This is a genomic window from Streptomyces sp. NPDC023723, from assembly GCF_040639815.1.
Classification (GTDB): Bacteria; Actinomycetota; Actinomycetes; order Streptomycetales; family Streptomycetaceae; genus Streptomyces.
Map to the genome: position 1 here is coordinate 1 of NZ_JBFAAP010000025.1, position 23,384 is coordinate 23,384.

A 23,384-nucleotide genomic window follows, 5' to 3' on the forward strand; every position below is an offset into this window, starting at 1 on the left:
TTTTGGCACGCTGTTGAGTTCTCAAGGAACGGACGCTTCCTTTGTACTCACCCGAGAGACTCTCTCAGGCTTTCCTCCGGGCGCTTCCCTTCGGTGTTTCCAACACTATCAGGATTTTCCAGCCCCTCTGACCACCCGCCTGCGGGCATGCAGAAGCAGATCTGGAGTTACGATCTGATGAGTTGAGACCTGCCGCTCGGACAGGACTATCGACTCTACATCGGCCCGCGGAACGGGTGCAAATCGATGGGGACTGTGGTCTAGACCTCTTACCGGTAGCATCATGCGGAACCGGTACTTCCTATGACATAGCCTGCTGCACAACATTCGCACCCTTGGGAGGCTCCCCATGACCACCGTGACGTCGCCGATGGCAGGACGCGCCATCGGACTGGCCGCCGTGCCGGATCCGGTCTTCTCCGGGGCCATGGTCGGCCCGGGCACCGCGATCGACCCCGTACGAGAGCCGTCGGAGGCGGTCGCGCCCGTGGACGGGGTGATCGTGTCCCTGCACCCGCACGCCTTCGTCGTGGTCGACGAGAGCGGGCACGGCGTGCTGACCCACCTCGGTATCGACACCGTGCAGCTCAACGGGGAGGGTTTTGAACTGCTGGTGAACAAGGGAGACACCGTCACCCGCGGGCAGGCGGTCGTGCGCTGGAGCCCGGCCGCCGTCGAAGCGGCCGGCAAGTCCCCGGTGTGCCCGGTCGTGGCGCTGGAGGCCACGGCCGAGTCCCTCTCCCAGCTTCGCGAGGACGGCGACGTCGGGGTCGGGGAGGACCTCTTCCACTGGCAGTGATCCTCCTCGTGGAGACATGGGTGCCGTCGGACGACGGCCGGCCGGACACACACCGCGGCGGCGGGGCTCGCCGCGCTATCGGAGACGGGTGAGATGGAGACAACGCTGCGAGGCGTCGGGGTCAGCCACGGGGTGGCGATCGGCGAGGTCCGGCACATGGGCACGGCGGTGCTGGAGCCGCCGGCCAAGCAGATCCCGGCCGAGGACGCCGAGCGGGAGCAGGGGCGTGCCCGCAAGGCCGTGGAGGCGGTGGCGGCGGATCTGATGGCCCGCGGCAATCTGGCCGGCGGCGAGGCCCAGGCCGTCCTCGAGGCGCAGGCCATGATGGCCCAGGACCCCGAGCTGATGGCGGACGTGGAGCGGCGGATCGCCGTCGGGAGCACGGCCGAGCGCGCGGTGTACGACGCCTTCGCGGCGTACCGGGCGCTGCTGGCCGGTGCCGGGGAGTATCTCGCCGGGCGCGTGGCCGACCTCGATGACGTGCGGAACCGTATCGTCGCCCGGCTGCTCGGGGTGCCGATGCCGGGTGTGCCGGACAGCGAGGAGCCGTACGTGCTCATCGCGCGGGATCTGGCGCCCGCCGACACGGCGCTGCTCGACCCCGCTCTGGTGCTCGGGTTCGTCACCGAGGAAGGCGGGCCGACCAGCCACAGCGCGATTCTGGCGCGGGCGCTCGGGGTGCCGGCCGTGGTGGCGCTGCCGGGCGCCGGTGAGCTGGCCGAGGGCACGGTGGTCGCCGTGGACGGCAGCAGCGGCGAGGTCTTCGTCGAGCCGAGCGCGCAGGAGCGGTCGCGGCTGGCGGCGCAGGCGGCCGAGCGCAAGGCCGCGCTGGCCGCCGCGACCGGCCCCGGGGCCACCTCCGACGGGCACAAGGTGCCGCTGCTGGCCAACATCGGCGGGCCGGCGGACGTGGCCGCCGCGGTCGAGGCGGGAGCGGAGGGTGTCGGTCTGTTCCGCACCGAGTTCCTGTTCCTGGACGACAGTGAGCGCGCGCCGGGCGAGGAACAGCAGGTCTCGGCGTACCGGCAGGTGCTGGAGGCGTTTCCCGAGGGCCGGGTCGTCGTGCGGGTGCTGGACGCGGGCGCGGACAAGCCGCTGGCCTTCCTCACGCCGGGCGACGAGCCGAACCCGGCGCTGGGTGTGCGGGGGCTGCGGACGCTGCTGGACCATCCGGAGGTGCTGCGTACGCAGCTGACGGCGCTGGCGAAGGCGGCCGAGGGGCTGCCCGTGCACCTGGAGGTCATGGCGCCGATGGTGGCGGACCGGGCCGACGCCCGGGCGTTCGCCGACGCCTGCCGGGCGGCCGGGCTGCGGGCGAAGTTCGGCGCGATGGTGGAGATCCCGTCCGCCGCGCTGCGGGCCCGGTCGGTGTTGCAGGAGGTCGAGTTCCTGTCGCTGGGCACCAACGACCTCGCGCAGTACACCTTCGCCGCCGACCGGCAGGTCGGTGCGGTCTCCCGGCTCCAGGACCCCTGGCAGCCCGCGCTGCTCGATCTGGTGGCGCTGTCCGCCGAGGCGGCGAAGGCCGAGAGCAAGAGCTGTGGTGTCTGCGGTGAGGCGGCGTCCGATCCGCTGCTGGCGTGTGTGCTGACCGGGCTGGGCGTCACCTCTCTCTCCATGGGGGCGGCCTCGATTCCGTATGTGCGGGCGATGCTGGCGAAGTTCACGCTCGCCCAGTGCGAGCGGGCCGCTGCCGCGGCCCGGGCCACGGACAGTGCCGAGGAGGCACGGGCGGCGGCGCAGGCGGTGCTGTCCGGCGAGTAGGACCGGCACCGGCCGGCTGTCCGGATGCTTCGCGGGGCGCTCCACCGGTGGTGGGGCGCCCCGCTCGCGTTCAGTGGCGGTGTCCCGGGGCCGGGTCGTCGTCCCCGAGGTCCGGTGGCTCGCAGTAGTCGACGTTGGACTCCGGGGAGATCAGGTCGCCGGATTCGGCGTCGGTGCAGTAGGCGTCGAAGACCTCTGCCGCGGTGAGCGGGGCGAGGCCGTAGCCGCGCAGGCGCCAGCCGTAGACGCGGTCCGGGACGGCGGGGGCGCTGGTGCGGATGACCAGGCCGCCGGGGCGGTGGGTGGCCAGGCCCAGGGCGAGGACGCCGGTGAACTCCAGGAGTTCGGCCTCGTCGAGGTGCGGGGTGCCGTTCTCGTCGTCGTCCGCGTGCAGGACGGACAGGAGGGTCTCCGGTGCCGTCGCGACGCTGCAGACGAGGTGGCGCCGGCCCGCGGGGGCGGTGTCGAGGACGCGGGTGACGAGGGCACTCGCGCGGTCGTAGGCGGCTCGGCCCAGGTCCTGACCGCAGGAGGCGCAGGAGCCGAGGCGGGCCAGGAGCGTGGCCGCGTATTCCCAGGTGGCCTGGCGGACGGCTTCGTCGATCAGGGTGGGGACGACGTCGGCCAGGGGCTGGCCGTCGTAGGGCACGGTGGGGCCGGTGGCGGCGAGCGCGGCGGTGAAGCGGGTGCGGCTGGAGGGGGCGTCGGGGTCGAGGCCCGCCTCCTGGCAGTACGCGGCGTACTCCTCCGGGTCGAAGAGGGCGATCGTGGTGTGGGCGCCCTGTGCGGCGCGGGTCCGCAGGACGGCCTCCACGTGCCGTAGGTAGGCGGGATGGTCGTCGAAGGTGAAGGTGCGGTAGCGCCGCATGACGCGGAAGTCGTGCTCGTCGGTGAGCAGGCCGATGGTGCCGGCGATCTCGCGGCGCAGGACGCGGCGGGCGGTGTGGCCGGCGGTCCGGTCGGTGTACGTCATGTCTCCCCCAGATGCGCGGTCGGTCAGTGCGCTGTCGATCACGAGCGATCGATCAATGCTCACTCACCGTAACCGCGACCACTGACAGTGGGGTCATGAGCGCTTGCGGGCGAGCTCCTCGTAGAAGGCCAGGAGGACGAGGTCGTCGACGGAGCCGGGGTTGACCGCCTTCTCCAGGGGGGTGCCTTGCAGGAGGCGTTTGACCGGGACCTCGATGCGCTTGCCGGTGAGGGTGTGCGGGATGCCGGGGACCTCGATGACCTCGTCGGGGACGTGGCGGGGTGAGAGGTCGGCGCGGATGGCCTGCTTGATGCGGGTCAGCAGCGCTTCGTCGAGGGCGGTGTCCGGGGCCAGATGGACGAAGAGCGGCATCCAGTAGCCGCCGTCGGGCTGTTCGACGCCGATGACCAGGGATTCCCTGATCTCGGGGAGGCGTTCGACGACTTCGTAGATGTCGGCCGAGCCCATCCGGACGCCCTGCCGGTTGAGGGTGGAGTCGGAGCGGCCGTGGATGATCACGGAGCCCCGGGAGGTGACGGTGATCCAGTCGCCGTGCCGCCAGACGCCGGGGTAGGTGTCGAAGTAGCTGTCGTGGTAGCGGCTGCCGTCCGGGTCGTTCCAGAAGCGGATCGGCATCGACGGCATGGGGGCGGTGACGACGAGTTCGCCGACCTCGTCGGTCAGCGGGTGGCCGGCGGGGTCCCAGGCCTGGAGGTCGGTGCCGAGGGCGGGGGCCTGGAGCTCGCCGATGTACACGGGCAGGGTGGGGACGGCTCCGGCGAAGCAGGAGCAGACGTCGGTGCCGCCGCTGACGGAGGCGACCCAGAGATCCGCGCCGGCCTCGGCGAACTCGTCGTGCAGCCAGCGGAAGCCGTCGGGCGGGAGCGGCGAGCCGGTGGTGGCGACACACTGGATCCGGGAGAGGTCGTGGTCGCGGGCCGGGTGCACGCCGGCCTTGCGGCAGGCCATGACGTAGGCGGCGGAGGTGCCGAAGAGGGTGGTGCCGGTGCGTTCGGCCACGCCCCACTGGGCGCCGGCGTCCGGGTATCCGGGGCTGCCGTCGTAGAGGACGATCGTGGTGCCGGTGAGCAGGCCGGAGACGAGGAAGTTCCACATCATCCAGCCGGTGGACGTGTACCAGAAGAAGCGGTCCCGGGGGCCGAGGTCGCAGTGCAGGCCGAGCTGTTTGAGGTGCTCGACGAGGATGCCGCCCTGGGACTGGACGATGGCCTTGGGCAGGCCGGTGGTGCCGGAGGAGTACAGGACCCACAGGGGGTGGTCGAAGGGGACCTGTTCGAACACCGGGTCGGTGTCGGCGGAGGTGACCGCCGTCCAGTCGAGGGCGCCTTCGGGGGTGTCCGTGCCGAGCAGCGGGATGTGCACCACCGCGCGGAGGGCGGGCAGTTCGCGGCGGAGTTCGGCGACGACCTCGCGGCGGTCGTGTTCCTTGCCGCCGTAGCGGTAGCCGTCGACGGTGAACAGGACGACGGGTTCGACCTGCTGGAAGCGGTCCAGGACGCTGCGGGCGCCGAAGTCGGGGGCGCAGGAGGTCCAGACGGCGCCGACGGCGGCGGTGGCCAGGAGGGCGACGACGGCCTGCGGGATGTTGGGGAGGTAGCCGCTGACGCGGTCGCCGGGGCGGACGCCGAGGGCGCGTAGTTCGGCGGCCAGGGAGCCGACCTGGCGGCGCAGTTCGGCCCAGCTGACGGGGCGGGTCTCGTGGGTCTCGTCGACGTGCAGGAGGGCGGGTTCGTCCGCGCGGGTGGCCGCCGCGCGCAGGGCGTGCTCGGCGTAGTTCAGCGTGGCGCCGGGGAACCACTGGGCGCCGGGCATGGCGCGGTCGCCCAGTACGCGCGCGTACGGCGTCGAGAACCGTACGTCGAACCAGTCGGTGACGGCTTTCCAGAACGTCTCCAGCTGGTCGACGGACCAGCGGTGCAGGGCCGGGTAGCCGCCGGCGGCCGGGGCGCCGTGGTGGTCGGCCGCCCAGCTCTGGAAGGCGGTGATCCGGGCCCGCGCGACGCGCTGCGGGTCGGGCTGCCAGAGGGGCTGCGGCTGCGCGTTCTCGGTCGTCATGGGTCGGCTCCTGAGCGGTGCGGCGGCTGACAGGGACGATGCCATGTGATCGACTTCCGCACCAGGGCGCGCCCCGCCACCTGGTGGCTCGTGAAGATCTGGGACCGGCGCGGGTGAACGGAAGTTGAACGGTGCCTGTGGGCAGTGCGGTCAGTGGCAGGGTGAGCAGCATGGACGGTCGTGACCTGGTGCGTTCGGTGAAGGCGGTCGGTTCGGTGGGGACGGGTCAGGGGTTGCGGACCGTGCGGGCGGCGTGGCGCAGGCGGCGGTCCGACGCCGTGGGGCTGGAGCCGCGGGGGGCGGAGCGGGCGCGGGTGCCCGGGCTGCTGCGCGAGGTGGAGCCGGGGCCCGGGGGCGGTGTCATCCGGTTCGACCGCTCGGAGCTGCGGATTCTGGTGGCGGTGAACGGGGCGGTGTTCTGGGGCTGGGACGGGGCCGGTCCGGAGCCGTCGTACGCGTTGGCCGGGCGGTGTCCGGAGCCGGATCCGCGGGCGGCGCTGGAGCCCGACAAGGACGGTGGCTGGCGGGTGGTGGCCGAGCGGGCCACGATCGCCGTGTCGCGGCACGGCGCGGTCGAGGTGCGGACGCCGGGCGGGGTCACGCTGCGGCGGGATCTGCCGCCCCGCTGGTGGGAGCCGGCCGGGGGTGGCCGGGCGCGGTGGATGCAGCGGGCGGAGGTGAGCGCCGACGCGCGGTTCTTCGGTCTCGGGGGGCGGGCTTCGGGGCCGCGGCTGCGGGACGGGCGGTACCGGCTGTGGAACACCGATCCGGGGCGTTCCTTCGGTCCGGGGGACGATCCGCTGCATCTGACGATGCCGGTGCAGATGGTGGTGGCCGACGCGGGGACGCACCTGGTGTTCTACGACAGTTCGTGGGACGGCACGGTGGTGCTGCGGGAGGGCGCGGAGGGTGCCGGGTCGGGGCACGACCGGCCGGGGACGAGTGTGCTGCGGATGGACGGCGGGCCGCTGCGCTGCTGGGTGTCGGTGGGGACGCCGGCGCGGGCGCTGCTGGCCTGGGCGGCGCTGACCGGGGCGCCCGCGCTGCCGCCCGGGTGGGCGCTCGGTCACCAGCACGCGCGGCGGGGGTTCGGGGACGAGCGGGAGGTGCGGCGGATCGTCGCCGGGTACCGGGAGCGCGGTCTGCCGCTGGACGCGGTGCACCTGGACATCGATCACCATGACGGTCACCGGGTGTTCAGTGTCGACGAGGAGCGGTTCGCGAAGTTGCCGCAGCTCGCCGAGGAGTTGCGGCGGGACGGGATCCGGCTGGTGTCGGTCGTCGGCCCGGCGGTGGCGGCGGAGCCCGGTGACCCGGTGTACGACGGCGGGGTGGCCGAGGACGCGTTCGTGCGGGATGCCGGGGGCCGGGTGGTGCGGGGGGTCGCGTGGCCGGGGGACGCGGTCTTCCCGGATTTCACGCACGCGCGTGTGCGGGCGTGGTGGGGCGGGCTGTACGAGGAGCGGCTGGAGCAGGGGTTCGCGGGGTTCTGGCACGACCGGAACGAGCCGACGTCGTTCGCCGCGTTCGGTGAGGCGACGCTGCCGCGTTCGGCCCGGCACTGGCTGGAGGGGCGGGGCGGTGACCATCGGGAGGCGCACAACGTGTACGCGCTGTGCATGGCCCGGGCCGGTTACGAGGGGCTGCGCGAGCTGGCGCCCGGGCAGCGGCCGTTCGTCTTCTCGCGCTCGGGGTGGGCCGGCGTGCAGCGCTACGGCGGCGCCTGGTCCGGGGAGGTGGCCACGGGCTGGCCGGGGCTGCGGGCGTCGCTGGCGCTGGTGCTGGGGCTGGGGCTGTGCGGGGTGCCGTACTCGGGGCCGGACGTGGGCGGCGTCGACGGGAGTGCGTCGCCGGAGCTGTATCTGCGGTGGTTGCAGCTGGGCGCGTACCTGCCGCTGTTGCGGACGCACGCGGGGGCGCGGGCGGGGCGCGGCGAGCCCTGGGAGTTCGGGGACGAGGTGCTGGAGCACGCGCGCGTGGCGCTCGTCGAACGGCGGCGGCTGTTGCCGTACTTCATGACGCTGGCGCATCTGGCGCGGCGTACCGGGGCGCCTTACGCGCGGCCGCTGTGGTGGTCGGCGCCGGAGGACCGGGCGCTGCGGGACTGCGAGGACGCGTTTCTGCTCGGGGACTGTCTGCTGGTGGCGCCGGTGCTCGACCCGGGGGCGGACCGGCGCGCGGTGCGGCTGCCGCGGGGCCGGTGGTACGACACGGTGACGGAGCGGGCGTACGAGGGGCCCGGGCAGGTGCTGGTCGACGCGTCCCTGGCGCGGATTCCGGTGTTCGCCCGCGCGGGTGCGGTTTTCCCGGTGCGCGGTGCCGACGGCGGGCTGGAGCTGGAAGTGTGGGCACCGGCCCGGGGGCGGACCGGGGGCGGGCTGGTGGTGCCGGACGCGGGTGACGGCTGGGCGGAACCGGAGCTCGAGCGGTACACCGCGCGGTGGCAGGGCCGGCGGGTGGTCGTGGAGCGGGAGGGCGAGGGCGGCTCCGGGGAGGCGCCGTATCCGGTGCGGGTGCGCGGCCTCGGGTGAGGCGGCGGCGAGGGCGGGCGGCGGCTGCCGGGCCGGAGCGGGGTCGGGCCCGGTCCGGGTGAGCCGCCGGTGCCCCCGGGCGCAGCGGTCCCGGAGATCAGATGTAGCGGCCCTCGAACCAGGCTCGCGCGGCGATCGTGTGCAGCGGGAAGGCGAGGTCCTCGGGGCGGCGCAGCAGGTGCCGGCCGGCTGTTTCGGCGTTGGGGGCAAAGGGCGGCAGGCCCTCCGCCGGGCGCTCGGGGAGCAGGCCGAACAGCAGCAGGTGGCCGTCGGGCGCGCTCAGGGCGTCCATCAGGCGGACGTCGCGGCTCGCGGCGTCGATGGCCGTCTCCTCCCTGAGTTCGCGGACGACGGCCTGCCGCCAGTCCTCGCCGTCGTCGACGTAGCCGCCGGGCAGCGCCGTGCCCCCGCGCGCGGGGGCCACGGTCCGGGTGATGACGACCAGGCCGGTGCCCTTGGTGTCGTAGACGGGCTGGAGGGCGACCGCGACCGGCAGGGGGTTGCGGTAGGCCGTGGTGCCGCAGGCCGGGCAGGTGCGGGGCCAGCCGGAGACGCCCGCTCCGTAGGGCGTGCCGCAGCTGGAGCAGTGGGAGCCCGGTGCGGGATGGGGAACGGAGGTCGGAGTGTCGGACACGCGGCGGACTGTAGCCGATGGCGGAGCGGTGCTCTCCGGTGGGCGGCCCGGTCAGGAGCGGCCGGTCAGCGATTTCGCGGACACCGGGAAGTCGAAGTAGGTGTCCGGGTAGGTCTCCGGCTTGAAGGTGTAGTGCCACCACTCCTCGGCGAGGTTGACGAAACCGAGGTCCTCCAGGGTGCTCTTGAGCAGCAGCCGGTTGGCGCGCTGTGTGCCCTGGACGCGGGGGTCGGCGGTGTGGGAGAGGGTGTCGAAGCAGTCGTAACCGGTGCCCATGTCGACGGAGTTGTCGGGGAAGCGTTCTGCCTGGGGCGCGGTGCAGGGCACCAGGGGCTGTCCCGGCTGGTAAGGCCGGGTCGGTGGCGCGGGAAGTTCGACGAGGGTGAGGTCGACCGTGGAGCCGCGGCTGTGGCCGGACTTCTCCGCGATGTAACCGTCCGCGAACAGCCGGGTCTTGTCGACGTCCGGATAGAACTCCGCCTTCATCGCCTGGTCGTCGAGGTCCTGGGCCCAGCGGACGAAGTGGTCGACGGCGCGTTGCGGCCGGTAGCAGTCGTAGACCTTGAGGGAGTAGCCCTGGCGCAGCAGGCTGGTCTGGGCTTCGGCGAGGGCCTGGGCCGCGGGGCGGGTGAGGATGCACAGGGGCTGCTGGTAGCCGTCGACGGGCTCGCCGACGAAGTTGTGCGGGGTGGCGTAGCGGATCTCCTCCAGGATCGTCGGGGCGAAGCTGCGCAGGGCGACGAAGTCGGCGGGCGCCTTCGGGTCGGTCCCGGCGTGCGCGGTGGCGGGGACGGTGGTCACGGCGAGCAGGGCGGCGAAGGTGGTGACGAGGCGGCGGGCCCAGATGGTCGGTCGTGTCATGTCTCTTACATATCGGGAGGGCGTTCGTTCCCGAAAGCGGTTGTATGCGGTCGGAGTGTCGGCCGGGATGCCGTTCGGGGTGTTCGACCGGTGGCGTCGCCGACCTTGACGGCCTCTGAGCGCCGATGAACACTTCCGGCACCGCACATGGGCCTGGGAGCCGCCATGAGCAACGGAGACATCTTCGTCGGCGAGGTCATCGGCACCGCGATCCTGATCCTCTTCGGCGCCGGTGTGTGCGCCGCCGTCACCCTGAGACACAGCAAGGCGCGGAACTCGGGGTGGGCGGTCATCGCGTTCGGCTGGGGGTTCGGCGTGCTGGCCGGCGCGTACACCGCCGCGCCGCTGTCCGGCGGCCACCTGAACCCGGCCGTCACCCTGGGGATCGCCGTCGACACCGGGGAGTGGGGCAAGGTCTGGGTGTACGTGCTGGGGCAGTTGGTGGGCGCCATGACGGGTGCCGTGCTCTGTTACCTCGCGTACTTCGCGCAGTTCCGGGCCAATGTGCGGGCGCCCGGGAGCACCGAGGGGACGGCGGACGGGCCGGTCGGCACGCTGGGCGTCTTCGCCACCGTCCCGGAGATCCGGCACCCGGTCGCCAATCTGGTCACGGAGATCATCGCGACCGTCGGGCTGGTGCTGCCGGTCCTCGCCTTCGGACTGACCGAGGGGCTCGGCGAGTCCGGGACGCTGGTGCTGATCGTCTCCCTGCTCGTCGTCGGCATCGGTCTGTCCCTGGGCGGGCCGACCGGTTACGCCGTCAATCCGGCGCGCGACCTCGGTCCCCGGATCGTGCACACCTTCCTGCCGATCCCGAACAAGGGCGGCTCCGACTGGGGTTACGCGTGGATCCCGGTGGCCGGCCCGCTGATCGGCGGGGCGCTCGCGGGTCTGCTCCGCAACGCCGCCTTCTGAGCCGTACCACTTTGAGCCGTACCACTTTGAGCCGTACCGCTCCTCAAACCTCCAGCCCTAGGGACAGCCATGACGGACCACTCCGAGCCGTACGTCGCCGCGATCGACCAGGGCACCACCTCGAGCCGCTGCATCATCTTCGACCACGACGGCGCGATCGTCGCCGTGGACCAGCGCGAGCACCGCCAGATCTTCCCGAAGCCGGGCTGGGTGGAGCACGACGCCACCGAGATCTGGTCCAAGGTGCAGGCGGTGGTCGCCGGGGCGCTCGCCAAGGCCGGGCTGCGGGCCGGGCAGCTCAGCGCGCTCGGCATCACCAACCAGCGCGAGACGACCGTGCTCTGGGACCGGGCGACCGGCAAGCCGGTGCACAACGCCATCGTGTGGCAGGACACCCGTACCTCGGCGCTGTGCCGGCGGCTGGGCGGCCCGGACGGCCCGGACCGTTTCCGGGAGCGGACCGGGTTGCCGCTGGCCAGCTACTTCGCCGGGCCCAAGGCGGCCTGGCTGCTGGCCAACGTGCCGGGGCTGCGGGACCGCGCCGAGCGTGGCGAGATCGCCTTCGGCACCATCGACTCCTGGCTGATCTGGAACCTCACCGGCGGCACGGACGGTGGCCGGCACGTCACCGATGTGACCAACGCCGGACGCACCCTGCTGATGGACCTGGAGTCGCTCCAGTGGGATCCCGCCATTCTCGCCGCGATGGACCTCCCGGCGGCGATGCTGCCCGAGATCCGGTCCTCCGCCGAGGTCTACGGCACCGCCGTCGGCCAGCTCTCGGGGGTCCCCGTGGCCTCGGCGCTGGGCGACCAGCAGGCGGCCTTGTTCGGGCAGGCCTGCTACGACGTCGGCACGGCGAAGAACACGTACGGCACCGGGAGCTTCCTGCTGCTGAACACCGGGAACCGGCCGGTGGCGTCGAAGCACGGGCTGCTGACGACGATGGGCTACCGGATCGGCGACGCGCCGCCCGTCTACTGCCTGGAGGGGTCGATCGCGGTCACCGGCGCCCTGGTGCAGTGGTTCCGCGACCAGCTCGGCATCATCCGCGGCGCCGACGAGATCGAGTCGCTGGCGGCGAGCGTGCCGGACAACGGCGGGGCGTACGTGGTGCCCGCGTTCTCCGGTCTCTTCGCGCCCTACTGGCGTTCCGACGCACGCGGCGTCATCACCGGGCTGACCCGGTACGTCACCAGGGCGCACCTGGCGCGGGCGGTGCTGGAGGCGACCAGCTGGCAGACGCGCGAGGTGGTGGACGCCATGTACCAGGACTCCGGGGTGCGGATCAGCACCCTGAAGGTCGACGGCGGCATGACCCGCAACGAGCTGCTGATGCAGCACCAGGCGGACGTCCTGGGCGTCCCGGTGATCCGGCCGAGGGTCTCCGAGACGACCTGCCTGGGCGCGGCGTACGCGGCGGGGCTGGCCACCGGGGTGTGGCACGACCTCGACGAGCTCAAGGCGCACTGGCACGAGGACGCCCAATGGGTGCCCGCCATGGCGGCGTCGGTGCGGGACCGCGAGTACCGCAACTGGCGCCGGGCGGTGGAGAAGAGCTTCGGCTGGCAGGAGGAGGACCAGCCGGGCGGGTGAGTCAGGTGGTGACCGTCCGGCGGTGGCCGGCCGGGTAGGCCACCGCGTGCTGGACGACACCGATCAGGACGTCCTTCACCGACTCCCGGTCCCGGGCGTCGCACAACACCATCGGTACGCTCTCGTCCAGGTCGAGGGCCCGGCGGACGGCGTCCACCGGGTAACGGGCGGCGCCCTCGAAGCAGTTCACGCCGACCACGAAGGGGATCGAGCGCCGCTCGAAGTAGTCGACGGCGGCGAAGCAGTCCTCCAGGCGGCGGGTGTCGGCGAGCACCACGGCACCGAGGGCGCCCTCCGACAGTTCGTCCCACATGAACCAGAACCGCTCCTGGCCGGGTGTGCCGAAGAGGTAGAGCACCAGGCCCTCGCGGAGCGTGATGCGGCCGAAGTCCATGGCGACGGTGGTGGTGTGCTTGCCCTCCACGCCGCTGAGGTCGTCGACCGGGCGGCCCGCCTCGGTGAGCAGTTCCTCGGTGCGCAGCGGCCGGATCTCGCTGACCGCGCCGACCAGGGTGGTCTTGCCCACGCCGAAGCCGCCGGCCACCAGGATCTTGAGCGTGACGGGTTCGACCGGGGGCCTGCCACGCTCGGGACGCCCGAAGATCATCGGTCTGCTCTCTCCTGCTGGGTACGTGCGCTGCTGGACTGGGGGTGTGCGGCGGTTCGACGGCGCGGCGGTACGGCGGTCACAGCGCCCGGAGACCGTCGATGACGTCGCGCAGAATGCTTTCGTCGGGGAGCTCGGCCGGCGGCACCGGCCGATTGACGTGCACGAAGTCGGCGTCCACCAGGTCGCCGACGAGGACCCGTACGACGCCGATCGGCAGATCGAGACCCGCGGCGAGTTCGGCGACCGACTGGGGTTCGTCCCGGCACAGTCCGACGATGTCGACGTGTTCCGGAGACAGACTGCGGTCCGCCTCCGGGTCGTCCGCGCGGTCCTCGGCGACCACCAGCGCGATCAGGTCGAGACGGTGCTGGGCCGGGCTGGTGGTACGGCCCCGGGTCATGGCGTACGGACGGACGACCGGGCCGGCCTCGTCGTCGAACCAGTGGTGTCTTCCCGGTGTTCCCTGCGTTCCCTGTCTTCCCTGACCGTCTGCGCTCATGTCACTCCACTACCCGCCCGAGGGCACATCGGTACGGGGCGCGGCGCCCAGGTGCGCGCCGACCCGCTTGACGAGGAGGGTCATCTCGTAGGCGACCTGGCCGACGTCGGAGTCCGCGTCGGACAGGACGGCGAGGCAGCTGCCGTCTCCGGCGGCCGTGACGAAGAGGAACGCGTCGTCGAGTTCGACGATCGTCTGCCGGACACTGCCCGCCTCGAAGTGGCGGCCCACGCCCTTGGCGAGGCTGTGGAAGCCCGAGGCGACGGCGGCGAGGTGCTCGCCGTCCTCCCGGGTCAGGTCCTTGGAAGCGCCCGTGGCCAGGCCGTCGCCGGACAGGACGAGGGCCTTGCGGATGCTCGCGACCCGGTCCACCAGGTCGTCGAGGAGCCAGTTCAGCTCCCTGCCGCCCGCCGTGCTGTGGCCGGTCGCCTTCGGTGCGGTCATCGACCGTCCCCCTCTGTCGTTCGTTGTGCTTGTGGTGCTTGTTCTTCTCGTGCCGGGTCGTCGGTGGCGCTCTCCCGGCGGCCACGCTGCCAGCCACGCTGGAGCGAGGCCATGCGGTTGCGTACTTCCTCGGCGTCCCGGTCGGTGGGATCGGACCCGTCCTCGGCGGGCCGCTCACGTTCCCGCTTCAACTGCGGGGCGAGGCTGGCCTGGCGGACCCGCCGGGGCAGGGGACTGTCAGAAGGCCCGGGTGTGTCGGGGGCGTCGGGCGCCGCGCCCGTCGCCCCGGTGTCCGCCGGGGACGTGCCACGGCGGCGGGACGGGAGGGCGGGCAACGGGTCATGGTCCGCGGCCGGCGCGGAGGCCCCGTCCGGCCCGCCCGCGCGGGGCCGTTCGGCAACCGGGCGCCCGTGCGAGCTGACCAGCTTGGGGGTCCGGCGGCGGGGCAGCGGGACGGGGGCGTCGGGCGCCCGGCCGGACTCGTAGCGGTCCTGGCGGTCGTGCCGGGCGGCCGGTTCGTCCGGTGCCCCGGCCGGGTCCGGGCGGCGTGGACGGAACAGGCCGTCGCCCTCCCGCCCGGTCGGCTCCGGGTGGCCCAGGGCGTCGGAGCCGGCCAGCGCCTCCAGTTCGACCGGACCGTCGAGCAGCGCCGGGGAGCCGCCGGGCAGCCGTACGGGCACCTCGGCCAGGGCGGCGCGGCGGTCCTGGTCGCGGCCGGCGGCGTGGGCGGGGCGGTCCGGGCGGTCGAGGCGGAAGCCGACGCCGTTGGTCTCCGGGGCGTCCTCCGTCAGCAACGCGTCCGGGATGAAGACGACCGCAGTGGTGCCGCCGTACGGGGAGGGCTGGAGCGAGACGCGGACGTTCTGGCGCTGGGCGAGGCGGCTGACCACGAACAGGCCGAGCCGGTCGGTGTCGGACAGCTCGAACTCGGGCGTCTCGGCAAGGCGGAGGTTGGCGTCCAGGAGCGCGTCGGCCGTCATGCCGAGGCCGCGGTCGTGGATCTCCAGGGTGAAGCCGTTGGCGACCCGTTCGCCCAGTACCTGCACCGCGGTGTGCGGGGGCGAGAACACCGTGGCGTTCTCCAGGAACTCGGCGACCAGGTGGGTGAGGTCGGCCACCGCGGCGCCGGTGACGGCGATCCGGGGCAGCCGGCGGACCTCGACGCGCTCGTAGTCCTCGACCTCGGCGACGGCCGCGCGGACGACGTCCATGAGCTGGACGGGCTTGCGCCACTGCCGGGAGGGAGCGGCGCCGGAGAGGATGACCAGGCCCTCCGCGTGCCGGCGCATCCGGGTGGTCAGGTGGTCGAGGCGGAACAGGTCGGCGAGTTCCTCGGTGTCGTCGGTGCGGCGCTCCATGGTGTCGAGCAGGGTGAGCTGCTTGTGCAGCAGGACCTGGCTGCGGCGGGCCAGGTTGACGAAGACCTCGGAGACCCCGGAGCGGAGTTCGGCCTGCTTGACGGCGGCCTCGACGGCGGCGCGCTGGAGGGTGTTGAGGGCGTGGCCGACCTCGCCGATCTCGTTCTTGTCGTACTCCAGGCGCGGGACCTCGGTCTCCACGTCGACCTGTTCGCCGGCCGAGAGGCGGCGCATCACGCTGGGCAGGCGTACGTCGGATGCCTCGTGGGCCTCCGCGCGGAGCTGCTTGAGGTCGCGGATGAGGCCGCGGCCGATGCGGACGGACAGGAAGACGGACAGCAGCACGGCGACCACGCCGAGGGTGCCGGCCACGACGGCCTTGGTGATGACGGCCATCGCGACCGGTTCGGCCCGGTTCTCGTACCGGTCGGCGGCCCCGTCGTCGAGGGTGCCGAGGTCGTCCAGCGCGGCTCCCGCGACGGTGTCCCAGCTCTTGGCGTCGAGGCCGCCGGGCATGCCGGCGCCGGAGGCGACGACCGTCCCCTCGGCCGCGCGCAGCGGGGCGGAGGAGGCGTCCTGCCAGTACCGCTCGTAGCGCTTGCGCTCCGCGGCCGGCAGCAGCGGCAGCGTCACGTCGTACAGCAGGGTGCGCTGGGCCACCAGGTCGGAGATGTCGTCGATCTCGTCGCCGCCGAGTCCGCCGGTGACCAGGGCGGAGCCGAGCAGGGCGTCCTCGCGGGAGAGCAGTTCGCGGGCCCGGGAGAGGTTGACGAGGGCGCGGTACTGCTTGTCCAGCGTGACGTTGTCGATGACGTTGAGGTCGGCGAGCAGCAGGTGGCAGGGATCGACCAGGCGGTTGTAGAAGCCGAGGGCCTGGGACCGGTTCACGATGCCGCCCTCGACGCTGCGCCGGAGCGAGCCGAGGCCGGCCAGGGCGTCCAGGGCGGCGGTCAGCCGCTCGTCCTCGCCCTGGCTCAGCGCGTCGCGGACGTCGGGGTCGGCGGCGTGCCGGCGGACGTCGGCGACCGCCTCGTCGGTGACGGCGCGGGTGCGGCGCAGGGCGGAGAGGGCGTTGGAGGCGCGCGGGTCGGCCAGGTAGACGAGGGTCTGGCGGCGTTCCTGCTGGAGCGTGCGGACGGTGTCCTCGACGGGGTAACCGACCTTCTCCACCAGGATCGACACGCTGAACAGCCGGCCGGCCTCCCGGCCGGTCAGCACGGCGGCGAACGCCCAGATCGCCGTCAGCGCGACCAGCGGCACGAGCAGCAGAGCCACGATCTTCCGGCGGATGGACTTTCCGCGAAAGCGCATGGCCTCCCCCAGCTCGACCCCCATCGGTGCCGATTCACGTCAATAAACGGCGCGAGCCTACTACTGACGGGCCGATGGTTCGAAGACCGGTCCGGAAGCTGAACTTCCGTACCCACGCCGCGAGATCGTGAGTTGTCCGGTCATTGCGGGAGATTGCCGCCCCGGCCGGATGCCGGCGGCGGGCCGCGGCGTGGCGGGCGCGGTGGAAGGGCTGGCCGGATTTCTGTGCCCGGCGGGAATCTTGCGGGGGCGTCGATCGTCATTGTCTACGGGATATGGGAGCGGAATCGGCCACAGGAGCCGCGTGCCGCATCCGTGCGGCGTAAAACAGCGCAAGCCGGGCAGCCACAGGGGAACCGGGCCTTCGGAGACGGGCGAGCGGTCTGCTGGCGGTGGGGAGTGACACGTTGATGGGCACGGCGGAGCTGAACGGGACGCCCGGGAACGACGGGGCGGCCCGGTCGAGAACACGGACCGGATCCGCGGGAGTGGGTCCGGGGTCCGGGACACCGGAGCACGGTGTCCCGGCGGCGCGGCACGGTGGCGGCACACGGGCGGCCGTCGGCGGCGGGCGGCCGGCTTCCGGCGATGCGGGGCGGCCGGCAGTCGGCGGTGCTGGGCGGTCGGCAGTCGGCGGTGGTGAGCGGTCGGCAGTCGGGGCCGGTGCGGTGCGGGAGCAGCCGGGTTACCGGCCGTTGTGGGTGGAGGAACCGGCGCGGCGGCGCCGGCTGCCGGACCCGGTGCGGACGGCGGCCGTCCGCGCGGTGATCATCGTCGCCGTGACGCTGATCCAGGCGATGGTGGCCTTCCTGTGCACGATGGCCGGCTCGTGGCTGGCCTTCCCCATGCTGCTCAGCAGCGTGGTCAGCACGGTGGCGGCCACCTGGGGCGTGCTCGACGTGTGGGTCACGCGCCAGGTCTGGAACCAGCGGCACGGCGTGGTCTCGATGCCGAACAGCACCGCGCGGGCGCTGCGCCGCGAACGCCGCCGGGCCCGGCGGCAGGCCCGGTCCGCCGAGCGCGCCCAGGAGCGGATACGGCGCCGGGGGCGCGGGGGGCAACAGCTCTCGCACCCCTGAGGAGGCACGGGAGTGCACGCCGGGACCGTCTCGGCCCCCCGGCGTGCCCGGGTGAAAGGGTGTCCGTCACGATCGCCGACAAGACCCGCACCCGCCGCCAGGAGGCCCCCGCATGTCCCCCACCTATGACGTCATCGTGATCGGACTCGGCGGCATGGGCAGTGCCGCCGCCCACCACCTGTCCGCGCGCGGCGCCCGGGTGCTGGGGCTGGAGAAGTTCGGGCCGGTGCACGACCGCGGCTCCAGCCACGGCGGCTCCCGGATCACCCGGCAGTCCTACTTCGAGGACCCGGCGTACGTGCCGCTGCTGCTGCGCGCCTACGAGCTGTACGAGGACCTGGAGCGGGCCACCGGCCAGGAGATCGCCGTGCTGTGCGGCGGGCTGATGGTCGGCCGTCCGGACTCGCGTCCCGTGGCCGGCTCGCTGCGCTCGGCCCGCGCGTGGGACCTGCCGCACGAGGTGCTGGACGCCGCCGCGATCCGCCGCCGCTTCCCGACGCTGACGCCCGGCGACGACGAGATCGGCCTGTTCGAGGCGAAGGCGGGACTGCTGCGCCCGGAGAACACCGTCGCCGCCCATCTCCAACTCGCCGGCCGGCAGGGCGCCGACCTGCGCTTCGACGAGCCGATGACCCACTGGGAGCCGTACCGGGACGGCGTGCGGGTGCACACCGCCGCGAACACCTACACCGCGGGCCGGCTGGTGATCTGCCCGGGTGCGTGGGCGCCGCGGCTGCTCGCCGACGTGGGGGTGGACATCACCGTCGAACGGCAGGTCATGTACTGGTTCCGGCCGGCCGGCGGCATCGAGCCCTTCCGGCCCGAACGGCACCCGGTCTACATCTGGGAGGACGCGGCCGGGGTCCAGGTCTACGGATTCCCGGCGATCGACGGTCCCGACGGGGGCGCGAAGGTCGCCTTCTTCCGCAGGGAGTCGGCGCCGACCACGCCCGAGACCATCGACCGGACCGTGCGTGAGGAGGAGATCCGGGCGATGGCGGAGCAGGTCTCCGGTCTGCTCCCGGATCTGCCGGGCACCTTCCTCAAGGCGGCGACCTGCATGTACTCCACCACTCCCGACGAGCACTTCGTGATCGCCCCGCACCCGGCGCACCCCGAGTCGGTGACCGTGGCGTGCGGGTTCTCCGGGCACGGCTTCAAGTTCGTGCCCGTGGTCGGGGAGATCCTCGCCGACCTGGCGCTGACCGGCACCACGGCCCACCCCGTCGGACTGTTCGACCCGGCCCGGTTCGCCGCCCGCTAGAGGGGCCGCTTGAACATCCGGGTGGCCGTGATCTCGCTGTGCACCGCCTCGCCCTCGGTCTGCTGGGGCAGACCGGGCCGCAGGTGCTCCTCCACGCTGATGTACTTCAGTCCGGCCCGGAGGTCGGCGTCGTTGCGCAGCCGGATGACCAGCGGGAACTCGGCGAGCGCGGTGGTGTCGAACAGGCCGGTGGTGTAGAGGAGCTGGACGCCGAGCGCGTCGGAGACGGCCCGCTGGAGTTCCAGCAGATAGGTGGCGTTGGCGCGGCCGATGGGGTTGTCGAGGAAGAGCGTGCCGGCGTGCCGGTGCTTGTCCCGGCCCCGGTCGTTGCTGCGCAGCGCGGCCATCGTGCAGTACAGGGCGATGGCCGCGGTGAGCAGCTGGCCGCCGGAGAAGACGTCGCCCATCTGTCCGACCGGGACGCGCTCGGCGCGCAGGACCGCGTCCGGCTTGAGGATCTCGACGGCGACACCGCTGGGCCGCAGGGCGGCGGCGACCCCGCGCAGCAGCAGGGACATGCCGTCCCGGCGCAGGTCGGAGTTCTTCTTCACGGCGGCCCGGGTCGCCTCGTCGATCACCTCGCCGAGCCGCTCGGTGAGGGTGGCCTGGTCGGGTTCCTCGAAGCGGATGCGCAGGAACTCCTGCCCGGACCACTCCCCCAGTCCCTCCGGCAGCCGGGACAGCCGCTGGGCGGAGCGGAGGGTGGCGAGCGCGGATTCGACCAGGCCGCGCAGCCGGTCCACGATCGAGTCGCGGTTGCGTTCCAGCTGGGCCAGTTCGTCGGTGAGGACGCGCAGCCGCGGGGCGAAGGCGTCGGCCCACTTCTGGGCGTGTTCGGGCAGGGCGGCGGCCGGCAGTTCGCGGATCTGCTGCCGGGCGGGGGTGCGGACCTGCTCGTAGCGGGTGGAGTTGGCGTGCCGGACCAGGATGTCGCTCGCCTCGCGCACCGCGCCCTCGGCGGCGGACAGGTCTCCGGCGCAGCCGCGCAGCGAACGGCGGGTCTCGGCGGCGGACTGCCGGGCCTCCTCCAAGGTGCCCGGATACGGCTCGGGTTCCTCCTGTTCCTCCTCGGCCGGCTGTTCGCGCAGCAGGTCGCGCAGCAGGGCGGCGATCTCGTCGAAGCCGCCGGCCGCGTCCTCGGCGGCGCGGTGCCCGGCGAGGAGTTCGGCGTGCGCCTCGCGGGACTGGTTCAACGCCTCGGTGCGGGCGGCCAGTTCGGTCGTGGCCGTGCGCAGCAGTGCCTGGGCGTGCTCGGCGTCCCGGGGGACCAGTTCCTCGGGCAGGGCGGTGTGCGTCGCCCCGTCGTCCTGCGGGGCCAGCCGCTCCGCCTCGCCGCGCAGCCGGCCGAGCTGCTCGCTGGCGGTGGACATCCGGGTCTCCAGAAGCTGCACCAGTTCCTCCGCGCGGGCGGCGGCGGCCTGCCGGGAGGGTCCGTCCGAGCCGTCGGGCGACTGGAGCAGCTGTTCGGCGCGGGTGCGGACCTTGTTGCTGAGCCGGTCCAGTTCGGCGCGGGCCGCGCTCTCGTCGCTCTCCGCGCGGGCCTGTTCGGCGCGCAGGTCGGCGCCGACCCCGACCTTCTCGTAGAGCTGGGAGGCGGCCCGGTACGCCTCGCGCAGCGCGGGCAGTGACGTGCTGGACGCCTCGGTGCCGTCCTCCGGTACGTCGTCGGGGGCGCCGGCGATCTCGGCGCGCTCGGCGCGCAGCGCGCGGGCGGTGCGGCGGGCGTCGTCGGCGGCGCGCTGGGCGGCCCGCCGGTCCTCGTCGGCGGCGCGGGCCCGCTCCAGACAGACCTGGGCGCGGGCCTCGGCCTCGGCCGCCTCGTCGGCCAGTTCGCGCAGCCGGGCCTGCCAGCCGGCGCGTTCGCGCAGCCGGAAGGCGAGGCCGGCGAGGGCGTCGGCGGCGCGTCGGGCCTTCTGGGCGGCCTCCTGCCGTTCGTCGCGTACGTGGACGGCCTCGGCGGCGGCCTCGTCGGCCTCCGCGCGCACGGTGCGGGCCTCGGCCAGTTCGGCCTCGCACTCGGCGGCGAAGGCGTCCGCCTCCTCGGCGGTCCGTACCAGTTCGGTGAGTCGGCCGGCCGGGCAGCCGGTGCGCCAGGAGGCGAGCCGCGCGGCCAGTTCACGGTCCTTGCCGAGCCGGGCGGCCAGTGCCCGGATCTCCTCGTCCCGCTCGGTCGCCCGGGCGCGCAGCGCCTGCCGCTCCTCGTCGGCGGCGTGCTCGTCGTGCATGGCGGGGTTCGGCGGTACGAGGAAGACGCCCTCGTCGCCGGGGCCCTCGGCCGGGGTGGGGGCGAGCAGGGCCGCGGCGGTGCCGACGGCGACGGCGGAGCGCGGCAGCAGGGCGGCGTCGCCGAGGGCGGCGCGGGCCCGGGCGTGCGAGGCGGGGTCGGTGATGATGACGCCGTCGACCAGCTCGGGCCGGGCGGCGAGCACCCGGGCGTGGTCGGCGGGGTCGACGGCCTGGGCGAGGTAGCGCCAGCCGGGCAGGGCGGGGATGCCGTGCTCGCCGAGGAACTCGACGGTGGCCAGGACGTCCGGGCCGGGCGGCAGCAGTCCGCCGTCGCCGAGCGCGCCGAGGATGCGGGCGTCGTCGGCGGCGGCGGTGCGCAGGTCGAAGAGCTGGCGTTCGGCGGAGGAGACGGAGGCGTCGAGCAGCTCGCCCAACTCGTCGGCGAAACGGTCGAGCTGCTCGGGGGTGAGGGGGGTGTCGCCCGGGGCGGGCAGGCCGGACGGTGCGTCGGCGCCGTCGCTGTCGGGGCCGGTGCCCGGCCGGTCCCGGCGGGGCCCCGGGATACCGGGGCGGGCGGTGGCGCCGCCGGACGCGGAAGCCAGGCCGAGCAGTTCGGCGAGGCGTTCCTCGGCCGCCAGGGCGCCGGCCGTGCGGTGTTCGGCGTCGCGGGCCGACCGGGCGGCAGTCCCGGCGTCGGCCGCGCGGGCCGCGGTCAGTTCGGCGCGGCTCTCGGCGGCGGCGGCCTCGCGGGCGTGCTCGGTGGCCCGGCGGGCCGCTTCCCGGGCGGTGTCCCAGGCGGCCACGGTGGTCTTCTCGGCGTCGCTGGCGGCGAGGGCGGCGCGGGCCGGGTCGGCGTCGGGCGCGCTGTCGTCGAGCCAGCCGGCCCGGACCGCCTCGGCGGTCTCCTGCTCGACCTCGGTCAGCCGCTGGCGCAGATGACCGGCCTCGCTGCGGGCGCGCTGGGCCTCGGTGGCGGCGGCGGTGGCGTCCCGGTGGGCGGCGTCGCCGGTGTCCTGGAGGGCGGCGGAGCGTTCCTCCTCCTCGTTGGCCCGATCCTCGGCCTTGCCGGCCGCCGCGTGCAGGGCGCGGACCAGGTCGACGGCGGCCTTGGCGCGGGCGGCGAGTGCGGGCGCGGCGTCCCGTTCGGCCTCCTGGATGGCGGCGGAGACGCGGGTGACGCGGTCGGTGGCCGCGCGATGCCGCAGTACCGCCTCGGCGGCCTGCCAGGCGGAGTGCAGGGTGCGGGCGTCGGCCAGTTCCCGCTTCTGCGCGGCGGCGGACTTCTCGGCGGCGGCCAGGGCCAGCGAGGCGTGCCGGTAGGCGAGTTCGGCGGCGACCAGGGCGCTGCGCTCGCGGGCCGACTCGGCGTGGGTGACGGCGTGGGCGGCGGCGGTGACCCGCTGGGTGAGGTCCCCGGCGCGGGCCCGCTCGCGGGTGCCGCGGGCGGCGAGCCGGCGGGCCAGGGTGCGGGTGCGGCGCTCGGCGGCGGTGTGGATCTCGCGGGCCCGGGCGCGGGCCCCGGTGGCTTCGACGATCCGGCCGAGCAGGTCGACGGAGCCGGCCGTGAAGTCCCGTTCGGCGATCAGTTCGGCGCGCCGGCCCAGCTTGTTGCCGAAGCCGCTGACCAGGTCGGCGAGTCCGTCGGTGTCCCGGGTGTCGGTGACGGCGCGCAGCAGCAGGTCGGTGAAGTCGGCGTCCTTCTTGACCGCGAAGAGGCCGGCCGCCTCGCCCTCGTCGGCGTTCATCTCCCGCTGGTAGCGGAAGAGTTCGGGGTCCAGGCCGAGGTCGCCGAGGTGTTCGATCCAGCGGTCGTGGATCTCCTCCCAGTGCACCTCCAGGTGCGGGTACGCCTTGCCGGCCTCGGTCAGGGCGTCCCGGAAGCCCTTCATGGTGCGCCGCCGGCCCTGCGCGCCGGAGGCGCCCTCGACGGGCGGGCGGACGGCGGTGGACTCGGCGACCGGGAGGTTGTCCAGGGCCAGTCCGGGGCCGGGCCGGAAGGAGTACCAGGCCTCGGCGAACTTCCGCGGGTCGTTGGAGACCTGGCGGCCCCGCCACTCGCTGGCCTTGCCGACCACGACGCACTCGCCGGTCAGGACGTGCTGCCACTCCAGGGCCACGTGTCCGCAGTCGTCGGCGAGCAGGAACTTGCGCAGCACGCCGGAGCTGGCGCCGCCCAGGGTGTTGCGGTGGCCCGGCAGCATCACCGAGAAGATGAGCTTGAGGAGGACCGACTTACCGCCGCCGTTCTCCAGGAAGAGCACGCCGGCGGGGGCCGGGCGGCGCGGCGGGCCGACCGGTTCCGCCTCGAAGAACTCCGCCTGGGTGGGCGCAGGGTCGGGCACGGTCTCGCCCACCCCGCGCAGGTCAAGCACGGTGTCGGCGTAGCGCGCACCGGCGGGGCCGATGGAGTAGAGGCGGACCCGGGACAGCTCGTACATGGCGGA

16 protein-coding genes are annotated in these 23,384 nt (G+C 73.8%); 7 read left to right on the plus strand and 9 right to left on the minus strand.

Annotated features, from left to right (window positions below; translation table 11 throughout):
- The first annotated feature begins 349 nt into the window (after positions 1–349).
- A complete protein-coding gene (locus AB0G32_RS24030) occupies positions 350–799 on the plus strand; it encodes a PTS glucose transporter subunit IIA (protein ID WP_361166778.1) in 450 nt (149 codons plus the stop codon).
- A 93-nt stretch (positions 800–892) separates the two neighbouring features.
- Positions 893–2,563, plus strand: a complete 1,671-nt coding sequence (gene ptsP, locus AB0G32_RS24035) for a phosphoenolpyruvate--protein phosphotransferase (RefSeq protein ID WP_361166781.1) — start codon at positions 893–895, stop codon at positions 2,561–2,563.
- Between the two features lie 70 nt (positions 2,564–2,633).
- Here ptsP and AB0G32_RS24040 read toward each other — a convergent pair whose 3' ends face one another.
- Positions 2,634–3,536 (minus strand): hypothetical protein, encoded by a 903-nt coding sequence (locus tag AB0G32_RS24040; RefSeq protein WP_361166784.1) that lies wholly within the window; start codon positions 3,534–3,536, stop codon positions 2,634–2,636.
- A 93-nt stretch (positions 3,537–3,629) separates the two neighbouring features.
- Entirely contained in the window at positions 3,630–5,612 is a 1,983-nt protein-coding gene (locus AB0G32_RS24045) for an acetoacetate--CoA ligase (RefSeq protein ID WP_361166787.1), read from the minus strand.
- Positions 5,613–5,782: 170 nt separating this feature from the next.
- Here AB0G32_RS24045 and AB0G32_RS24050 point away from each other — a divergent pair, with 170 nt between their 5' ends.
- Entirely contained in the window at positions 5,783–8,143 is a 2,361-nt protein-coding gene (locus AB0G32_RS24050) for a TIM-barrel domain-containing protein (RefSeq protein ID WP_361166790.1), read from the plus strand.
- A 97-nt stretch (positions 8,144–8,240) separates the two neighbouring features.
- Here AB0G32_RS24050 and AB0G32_RS24055 read toward each other — a convergent pair whose 3' ends face one another.
- Together AB0G32_RS24055 and AB0G32_RS24060 are read right to left on the minus strand one after the other, a co-directional pair.
- Entirely contained in the window at positions 8,241–8,777 is a 537-nt protein-coding gene (locus AB0G32_RS24055) for an NUDIX domain-containing protein (protein ID WP_361166793.1), read from the minus strand.
- Between the two features lie 51 nt (positions 8,778–8,828).
- On the minus strand, positions 8,829–9,638 hold the full coding sequence (locus AB0G32_RS24060; protein ID WP_361166796.1) for a M15 family metallopeptidase: 810 nt from the start codon (positions 9,636–9,638) through the stop codon (positions 8,829–8,831).
- 165 nt (positions 9,639–9,803) lie between these two features.
- On the opposite strand from AB0G32_RS24060, the gene AB0G32_RS24065 reads away from it, so the two are divergent.
- A complete protein-coding gene (locus AB0G32_RS24065; protein ID WP_361166799.1) occupies positions 9,804–10,553 on the plus strand; it encodes an MIP/aquaporin family protein in 750 nt (249 codons plus the stop codon).
- 69 nt (positions 10,554–10,622) lie between these two features.
- Complete coding sequence (gene glpK, locus AB0G32_RS24070) at positions 10,623–12,149, plus strand: glycerol kinase GlpK (RefSeq protein ID WP_361166802.1); 1,527 nt, start codon at positions 10,623–10,625, stop codon at positions 12,147–12,149.
- Position 12,150: 1 nt separating this feature from the next.
- On the opposite strand, the gene AB0G32_RS24075 is transcribed toward glpK, so the two are convergent.
- The 4 genes from AB0G32_RS24075 to AB0G32_RS24090 form a co-directional block, all read right to left on the minus strand.
- On the minus strand, positions 12,151–12,756 hold the full coding sequence (locus tag AB0G32_RS24075; RefSeq protein WP_361166805.1) for an ATP/GTP-binding protein: 606 nt from the start codon (positions 12,754–12,756) through the stop codon (positions 12,151–12,153).
- Between the two features lie 79 nt (positions 12,757–12,835).
- Positions 12,836–13,258 (minus strand): DUF742 domain-containing protein, encoded by a 423-nt coding sequence (locus AB0G32_RS24080; RefSeq protein WP_361166808.1) that lies wholly within the window; start codon positions 13,256–13,258, stop codon positions 12,836–12,838.
- A gap of 9 nt (positions 13,259–13,267) precedes the next feature.
- Positions 13,268–13,702 (minus strand): roadblock/LC7 domain-containing protein, encoded by a 435-nt coding sequence (locus AB0G32_RS24085; protein WP_361166811.1) that lies wholly within the window; start codon positions 13,700–13,702, stop codon positions 13,268–13,270.
- Positions 13,699–16,371 (minus strand): nitrate- and nitrite sensing domain-containing protein, encoded by a 2,673-nt coding sequence (locus AB0G32_RS24090; RefSeq protein WP_361166814.1) that lies wholly within the window; start codon positions 16,369–16,371, stop codon positions 13,699–13,701. The genes AB0G32_RS24085 and AB0G32_RS24090 overlap by 4 nt, the downstream gene beginning before the upstream one ends.
- A gap of 410 nt (positions 16,372–16,781) precedes the next feature.
- On the opposite strand from AB0G32_RS24090, the gene AB0G32_RS24095 reads away from it, so the two are divergent.
- Together AB0G32_RS24095 and solA are read left to right on the plus strand one after the other, a co-directional pair.
- Positions 16,782–17,450, plus strand: coding sequence for a hypothetical protein (locus tag AB0G32_RS24095; protein ID WP_361166817.1), 669 nt, complete (start codon positions 16,782–16,784; stop codon positions 17,448–17,450).
- 112 nt (positions 17,451–17,562) lie between these two features.
- Positions 17,563–18,714 carry an N-methyl-L-tryptophan oxidase gene (solA, locus tag AB0G32_RS24100; RefSeq protein ID WP_361166820.1) on the plus strand — a complete coding sequence of 384 codons (1,152 nt, stop codon included), beginning with the start codon at positions 17,563–17,565 and terminating at the stop codon, positions 18,712–18,714.
- Here solA and AB0G32_RS24105 read toward each other — a convergent pair.
- Entirely contained in the window at positions 18,711–23,378 is a 4,668-nt protein-coding gene (locus tag AB0G32_RS24105; RefSeq protein ID WP_361166823.1) for a hypothetical protein, read from the minus strand. The genes solA and AB0G32_RS24105 overlap by 4 nt on opposite strands.
- Positions 23,379–23,384 lie beyond the last annotated feature (6 nt).